This window comes from Micromonospora yasonensis, assembly GCF_026013475.1.
Taxonomy (GTDB): Bacteria; Actinomycetota; Actinomycetes; order Mycobacteriales; family Micromonosporaceae; genus Micromonospora; species Micromonospora yasonensis.
This window is the reverse complement of sequence record NZ_JAPDPH010000303.1, coordinates 1-7,188: the sequence shown is the minus strand read 5'-3', so window position 1 is coordinate 7,188 and position 7,188 is coordinate 1. Positions and strand designations below refer to the sequence as shown.

7 protein-coding genes and 1 pseudogene are annotated in these 7,188 nt (G+C 62.5%); 1 reads left to right on the top strand and 7 read right to left on the bottom strand.

Translation table 11 applies throughout. The features are described from left to right. Window positions 1-320 precede the first annotated feature (320 nt). Both ONA70_RS33495 and ONA70_RS33490 read right to left on the bottom strand, forming a co-directional pair. Window positions 321-710: a hypothetical protein gene (locus ONA70_RS33495; RefSeq protein ID WP_265010488.1), complete on the bottom strand. Its 390-nt coding sequence runs from the start codon at window positions 708-710 to the stop codon at window positions 321-323. After that, window positions 697-1,026, bottom strand: coding sequence for a hypothetical protein (locus ONA70_RS33490; protein WP_265010489.1), 330 nt, complete (start codon window positions 1,024-1,026; stop codon window positions 697-699). The genes ONA70_RS33495 and ONA70_RS33490 overlap by 14 nt, the downstream gene beginning before the upstream one ends. Here ONA70_RS33490 and ONA70_RS33485 point away from each other — a divergent pair. Further along, a pseudogene (locus ONA70_RS33485) lies at window positions 910-1,367 on the top strand (transposase family protein). The gene ONA70_RS33490 and the pseudogene ONA70_RS33485 overlap by 117 nt on opposite strands. 84 nt (window positions 1,368-1,451) lie before the next feature. Here ONA70_RS33485 and ONA70_RS37080 read toward each other — a convergent pair. The 5 genes from ONA70_RS37080 to ONA70_RS33465 all read right to left on the bottom strand — a co-directional run. Then, complete coding sequence (locus ONA70_RS37080) at window positions 1,452-1,610, bottom strand: Imm1 family immunity protein (RefSeq protein ID WP_406601295.1); 159 nt, start codon at window positions 1,608-1,610, stop codon at window positions 1,452-1,454. A 680-nt stretch (window positions 1,611-2,290) separates the two neighbouring features. Continuing rightward, window positions 2,291-2,728, bottom strand: a complete 438-nt coding sequence (locus ONA70_RS33480) for a hypothetical protein (RefSeq protein ID WP_265010487.1) — start codon at window positions 2,726-2,728, stop codon at window positions 2,291-2,293. A gap of 259 nt (window positions 2,729-2,987) precedes the next feature. Continuing rightward, on the bottom strand, window positions 2,988-4,199 hold the full coding sequence (locus ONA70_RS33475; RefSeq protein WP_265010486.1) for a polymorphic toxin-type HINT domain-containing protein: 1,212 nt from the start codon (window positions 4,197-4,199) through the stop codon (window positions 2,988-2,990). Between the two features lie 350 nt (window positions 4,200-4,549). Continuing rightward, window positions 4,550-4,819, bottom strand: coding sequence for a hypothetical protein (locus tag ONA70_RS33470; protein ID WP_265010485.1), 270 nt, complete (start codon window positions 4,817-4,819; stop codon window positions 4,550-4,552). Next, a partial coding sequence (locus ONA70_RS33465) for a polymorphic toxin-type HINT domain-containing protein (RefSeq protein ID WP_265010484.1) occupies window positions 4,816-7,188 on the bottom strand: 2,373 nt, incomplete at its 5' end. The genes ONA70_RS33465 and ONA70_RS33470, both read right to left, overlap by 4 nt.

Sequence of the window (7,188 nt, the reverse complement as noted above, 5' to 3'; positions counted from 1 at the left end):
CTTGATTCCAGGGACGAAGCTGTTGCACTCAGACTTCGGCGCTGAGGGCGTCTCTTCCGCGGCCTTTGTCGCCGGAAGGTTGTCAGCCTGCTTGCGCGCGTCGTTGCCGGCTTCGTTGACCGGACTGGAGATCTACCAGACGCGGGGATGAGTCAGTTCTGAATAGCGTTCGAAAGGTGGCCTTCGGCTCTGGTCGTCAGAGCCGAAGGCCACCATCGAGCCGGGCCGGATCGAGCGGAAGTGCTGGGACTTTCACTGCACCGGTGGCGGGATCAACTCGAGGCCGCCATTTCCGGCGACTGTTCGAGCCTCACCTCACATCAATCCTGGACTCTCCAGCGATAACTCTCGAACAGTCGATCGAAGTCAGGAAGGACGTTCAGGAGCTCCAGGCCCTTCTCACGCGGCAGGATCAACGCACGCGGATATTCGACGACACTTCCGTCCCTCTCTATCAGGTCCTCCCCGGGATTGTCCGCGTACACCAGGTCGCAAAAGGACCGATCCTTCAGCAGCGTCGCCGTCGAATGATCTTCCCCGACACTGAGGGTTAGGACTTCATCACCGCAGTCGTTCCAGGTGAAGCTGGCTGAAGCCTTCCCCAGAGACTGATAGATGTTCCGCGCCTCCTCGAGGCTCACCTCCTGGCTCAGGTACTCGGGCACGAATGTCTCAATCTTCACGCCCGGCGGGTTCTCAGACTGGGACATACTTGCCGGCACTCCTCGTATACACGCCGTCTAGGCCTTGCGGTCCGTACACATGCAGGGTATCCAAACCGAGTTGCTCGGCGTATCCCGTCATGCTGTTTCGGCAGAACCTGCACGGCGCACGGTCGACGAACAGATTGGCCGATCCGCCGCGGGTCGTACCCGCTATGGCCTGCGGCACTACCCCTCCACGATCTCGTTGTCCAGCCGGACCTTGAACCACCTGGCCGATCGCATCCGCAGCCACCGCGACCAGCGCCGATCCAGGTGGTGGCGCCTCGACGCGGGACGGCAGGCACTGCTCGCCCTGGCTCACCTGCGCAACGGTGACACCTGGCCGCAGCCCGCACCTACGGCATCATTGAGGCGCTGACCAGGGCAGACGTGATGACCTTCGCCGATAAGGGCCACCAAGGTGCCCGCGGCAGCGTGTGCGCCCCGTTCAAGCGGTGCCGCTTCCGGCCGAAGCTGTCACGCCGGCAGAAGGCCGTGAACCGCGCCCACGCGAAAATCCGCGCCCGCGGCGAACTCGCGATCGCCACCCTCAAGACCTAGAAGATCCTGGTCAAGCTGCGCTGCTGCCCACGGCGAGCGACCACGATCGTGCAGGCCATCCTCGTCCTGCACCACGTCGAAGGCAACCGTTACGCAGGATGAAAAGGGCTGATTCAAAACCGTTACCTCTTCACTGCCCAGGGAATAATTCGGGCAGGTTCGTCAAGCCAGGTACTTCTCAGAGAATTACCAGAACTCTGGCTTCTCCCACTGGACGCAGGGAGGCCGCTGCCCACCGGACAGACAGAACTCCTTGACTGCTCGACGCATTAGATCGATCGGAATCTCCGAATTTGGCGGAAACTCGTACGGCTCCTCAACTGGAAAGTGAGAAGTCCGTAACACCAAATGGTGGCACGGACCGTCACGCGAGTGATGATGTGACCGGCAGCCTTCAGCCGATCATACTCACATCGACACATCTGGAAGATAGAAGGGCAGGACGCTCTCCTGGGCCCGCCCGGCTCCCGCCAAATGTAGCAGCATCACTCAGGGTGCCCGTGTCATCCGGGGTGACCCGGTAGGTAAACAGGTTTCCCGGTTGGTTGATGGTTGACGGCACCGCCGTGGCTGTTCGCTCGCGCCGCATCACCGCTCAGCCCATTGGCTTGGATGTTGTCAGCATGTGTTGATGTCGTACCGTGAGCGAAGTCCATCATCTCGTCGCAGTTGTGGACGAGACTGGGGCTGTCGCCGGCGATGACGTAGTACGTGTGGGATTTTCACCCCGGCCACGGAGCGTTACGTACGTATTCATGGCTTCCACCTGGCCTTACCCATGTGCTGCTGCCTTGCCTCGTCAACTTCTATCGATGTTGACGGCGGCGGTGGCGGCAACCTGGGGAGACAACCACAACCGGCGGCGGCCAAAGCATCGACGAACGACGCTATCCAAGGTAGGGGATGCCGCGGCGCTGGGCGTGGTGGTTGGCATCGGTAGTCATTGACAGCCCTGCCGGGCTCGCCCGCTTGACGACGGACAGGCCCGACAGGTGGGGCACGCCCAGCGCTGCTCGCAAGAGAGATCATCGCCCCTCCCGCAGGACCTGCTCCGAGACGGTGGCCAGGTCCGCGAACCGTAGCTGTTGGAATGTGAGGGACCGCAATACAGGGATGGCGGCCGGCGGGAGCTTGTCGGCGGGTGTAGCAACCTCGGGAGCCGCCACCAGACCGTAAGGACCGCCGTTGATATCGGCGTCGAAGGCGAACAGCCCGCGTTCGGCAACCAGCCTCCAGATGTTGATATATTGCGTGGCCAGTTCTGGCGCGAAGCGCGCAGTGGTCGTGGCCTGGAGTGCCAAAATTGCCTCAATCGCCCCCGCATGCGCATCTGGGTCCCGTAAGAACTCATCGGGGGCGTACCCACCCCCGGCGGTACTGAAGAGGGCTACGTTGCCGTCACCATCACAGCCAAGCCAGTCATACTCGGCGCCCATAATCTCGTCTGCAAGCTTCGCACTCATACCGAACCCTCCGGCGTTCATCAACGGGACGCATCAACAACTATCCTGCCAGGCCAGCCAGCGCCCCACCTACAGCAAATCTAATGATACCTGCCAGCGCTTGGACCAAGTACCCACCCGAAGCCGACGACATTGCACCGCGTCTCCCTTCAGACACGACCGAAAATCGGACCGGGCGGCGCAACCGCAGTTCCGTTTAGGATGCGGAAGGCCGCCCGGTCACTACTTCGAACTCAGAGGTTCAGGATCTTGCGCTAGGTCACTCGTAGAAACTGGCAATAAAGTCACTTCTGAATTGGGTATTTGGTGGGAAGTGACTTCTCGGGGACGTCGCCTCGCAACTGAAGCAGATCGGCAACTGCTTCCCAGTACGTGGCCTCACGGCGGTCGTGAACCGAATCTTACTCGGGTCGCCGCCGAGCTGGTTTATGACACACACCTCTGCACAATTCCCATTTCCTGTCGAATGCCCTGCCGCAAATTGTCGAGTCTCAACATTGTAACCAGCCGTAACAGACGCAGGAGAATACTTCTTTCCCGTGACAGATTGCGCAAACTCGTCTCGCAGATCCTGAGCAGCCTGCAGCAGTTCGTCGTCTGACATCCCGGCACCATCCCGGGTGCCACTTCCGCAGTTGTGCACGAGTACCGGCGTGTTGCCGGCGAACACATAGTAGGTGTGGATGCCCTCGACGGTGAGGTTGTGGACTCGTTCGTGGCGGACGGTCTTGGTGATTGCGGTGATCTGTACCCAGGTGCCGGCCGCGGTCTGCAGCCACATGCCGGGCTTGAGGTCACCGCCGGTAACCCACTGCCCCGCGTCGGGCAGCCAGATCAGGTGCGCCGCCGTGGACGTGATCGACCCGGTCTTTGACCCAGCCTTGCCATCCACGTCGACCGTGATCGTCACCAACGTCTTGCTGCCCTCGTGGCTACGGACGTTGGTAACCGCACGACCCTGGTTCTGGCCCGACTCCACGTCCGTGCCAAGGACCTGGTCACCGAGCTTCAGATCCTCAATCGCCTTCGTGGAACCATCCGCGAGCAGCACCTTCGTGCCCGGCACGAAGCTGTTGCACTTCGTCGGTGTGGTCTGCTTCGGGGCCGTTGGCTCGTCGACCTTGGTGGTTGGCGTGTTGGTCGGCGCCGCCTTGTTCACGTCGGTGGCGCCTTCCACTCCCTTCTCGAGGCTCTTGGCGTTCTCGGCCGCCTTCTCAATATCGCGGGCGGTGTCGATGCCGTCGGCGATCTTCTTACCCGTCTTGGCCAGCTTCGCCGCGGCCACCGCGTTACCCGCCAACGGGATCGCGGAAGCTAGGGACAGCGCCGCGTCGACGTAGTTGCCCTCGGCCGCGTACCAGATGCCATTCGCGACGTCGGCGACCTCACCGATCACCGGCACCATCCCGGCCACGTCCAGGGCGGCATGGCCGATGTCCGACCACGACATCCCGAACAGGTGCCCGTCCAACTCCACGAAGCTGATCGGGTTACCCCCGGCGAACGCATACCGGTTACCCGTGAACACATCCGTCGCCAGGAGCCGTCATCCTTGTGCTTGATCTGGGTTAACTGCTGACCCCACGGCGCGTACTGGTACGACTTCTCCGCCTTACCAGCGACCTCCTCCCGCAGCACCTGGTTGTCCATCCCCAGGTACGTGAACAGGGTCGTCGTCTGCGACACCGTCCGGTCGAACGAGTTCGTGTGGGGGATGAACAGACTGGTGCCCGCCCCACTAGGGAACGGGCACCAGGTTCGAACTCAACTGCGGAGTCGCTCCGTCGATCAGGGCCAATCCGTCAGGACAAGGAATGTGCCCTATTCAAGGGGCTCCTCATCCCAGCCGAGACTGAAAGGAACCTTGCGGATGAACTCGGCAACCGCTGGGTCTCTATCCTCGATGTCCCGCGCCACTTGACGCAGTACCGCGCGGAACTCCTCCCGGTCGGGGCCAGAAAGTCGATCGAGGTAGTCACCCATATTCTCTTGTCCCCGTACCGCGGTCTCGGGACTGATCTCCTCTGGCCCAGCGTCCTCAAGCAGCATCATTGCGGACGTCAGGGCCAAAATCACCGGCTCCAGATTCAAATCGCAACCCTAACCTGGATCGTCGACACCTTCGCGAACTTGAGGAACCTGTTCGCAACTCCAGCCATCTCCGCTGTCGGCACCTCCCAGACCGGTTGCAGCCCATGGTAGGCCGCTGTGCCGGCCTGCCGGCGAGCAAGGTCAACCATTTTGTCAGTGAATCTTAGGCCGACCTTGCGGTCAATGATCTCATTTCCGTTCACGCCATCAAACTTTGCGGTCACCGCCACACCGTCAGCCCCGGGCATCGACAACTGCGGTGCCATGGCTCGGCCGGTCTGGGGATTCGATCTAGCGCCAGCGACACCGGACTGGTAGTCGTACGACTCCTTCGGCATGCCGTACTCGGGTGAGGGACCGCGAAGATCGCCACCCTCGTCGACCCACTCGGCAGCATCCTCTGCGTTGGGCTTGCCGGTTGGGCAGGCGTCGTTGTGGGCGAGTACGGGGGTTTCGCCGGCGAGGACGTAGTAGGTGTGCTGTCCGTCGACGGTGAAGTTGTGCACTCGCTGGACGTGGCTCTCGTGCCGGATGGCCGAGATCTGGACCCACGTGCCCGACGACGTCTGAAGCCAGGCGCCGACCTTCAACTGGCCCGCAGTCACCCAGACCCCGGAGTCCGGCAGGTAGAACCGGTGGCCGTCGGTCGCCACGATGGTGCTGGTCTTGCCACCGGACTTGCCGTCGGTGTCGACGACGATGGTGACCAGCTTCTTGACTCCGTCACCCTGGATGAGCTGGGTAACAGGACGGCTCTGCTGGTCCCCCGACTCGACATCCGTGGCGAGGACCCGGTCCCCGATCTTCACGTCCTCAATGGGCTTGCTGCTCCCATCGGCGAGGAGCACCTTGGTGCCCGGGACAAAGCTGTTGCACTTCGTCGGTGTCGTTGGGTTGTCGGTCTTCGTCTTCGGCGTGTTGGTCGGTAGCGCCTTCTTCGCGTCCGTCGCGGCTTCGACGCCCTTTTCGATGTCCTTTGCGGTGTCGATGCCGTCGGCGATCTTCTTACCCGTCTTGGCCAGCTTGGCCGCGGCCACCGCGTTACCCGCAAGCGGGATCGCCGAGGCCAGGGACAGCGCCGCGTCCACGTAGTTGCCCTCGGCCGCGTACCAGATGCCATTCGCGACGTCGGCGACCTCACCGATCACCGGCACCATCCCAGCCACGTCCAGGGCGGCATGGCCGATGTCCGACCACGACATCCCGAACAGGTGCCCGTCCAACTCCACGAAGCTGATCGGGTTACCCCCGGCGAACGCATACCGGTTACCCGTGAACGCATCCACCGCCAGGCTCATGTCCGCCAAGGCACCGCCATAGGCGTCCCGCGTCAGGAACCGGTTCAAGCCCGGGTCGTAGTTGCGGAAGCCCATGTCGTAGGTGCCCGAGTTGGCGTCCCACCGGGAGGCGTTGAACCGGAACGCGTTGTACGGCTCCTCACCGTCGGGCGTCGAACCCGGCTTGTCCACACCCGTGAACTGCGACTCATCATCCTTGCCGTACGCCGTGTAGCCGTACGTGGCGCGGGTCTTGCCGTCCTCCTTCGTGATCCCGACGACGTCACCACGCGGCCGGTAGATGAACTGCGAATACTCCCGGGAACCGTCGTCCTTGTGCTTGATCTGGGTCAACTGCTGACCCCACGGCGCGTACTGGTACGACTTCTCCGCCTTACCGGCGACCTCCTCCCGCAGCACCTGGTTGTCCATCCCCAGGTAGGTGAAGATCGTCGTCTTCGACGCCGTCGTCTGCGACACCGTCCGGTCGAACGGGTCGTACACGTAGGTCGTCGTCTTCGCGGTCGAGCCGATACCCGCGACCGTCTTCGCCGTCCGGTCGAAACCGTCGTAGTAGTACTTCTGCGCCCGCTGACCACCGACCGACACCGTGTCGAGGCGCCCGAGCGGGTCGTAGTTGTACGTCGACGTCACACCCGCCGTGGTGGTCGAGTGCAGCCGGTTCCGGTCGTACTTGCTGGTGCTGGTCGTCCCCTCGACGGTCTGCGACACCGTGTTGCCGTTGGCGTCGTAGGTGTAGGTCTCCGTCGAGGTGCTGTCACCGGTCTTGTCCAGCTTCGCGATCCGGTCCTGCGGGTCATAGCTGAAGACGTACGTGTTGTCGATGTAGTCCGACGAGTTGTCGGCGTTCATCAACTTGAGCACGTCCCGCGACGGGTGGCCGTTGGCCTGGTACTGCAGGTTGTGCTCCGCGACGATGGCGCCGCCGGAGGTCTTCTCCAGCTGATGCTTGGTGGCGCCGTCGAGGTAGTACTCGAAGTCCACGGTGTTGCCGTTGGGCTTGGTCTGCTTGAGCATCTGCCCGCGGCCGGTGTACGTGAACGTCGAGATCTGCTGGTTACCGGCCGTCGG

Coding starts and splice junctions, on each gene's coding strand:
- ONA70_RS33480 (WP_265010487.1), bottom strand. CDS start 2,728: ATGAGTGCGAAGCTTGCAGACGAGATTATGGGCGCCGAGTATGACTGG.
- ONA70_RS33495 (WP_265010488.1), bottom strand. CDS start 710: ATGTCCCAGTCTGAGAACCCGCCGGGCGTGAAGATTGAGACATTCGTG.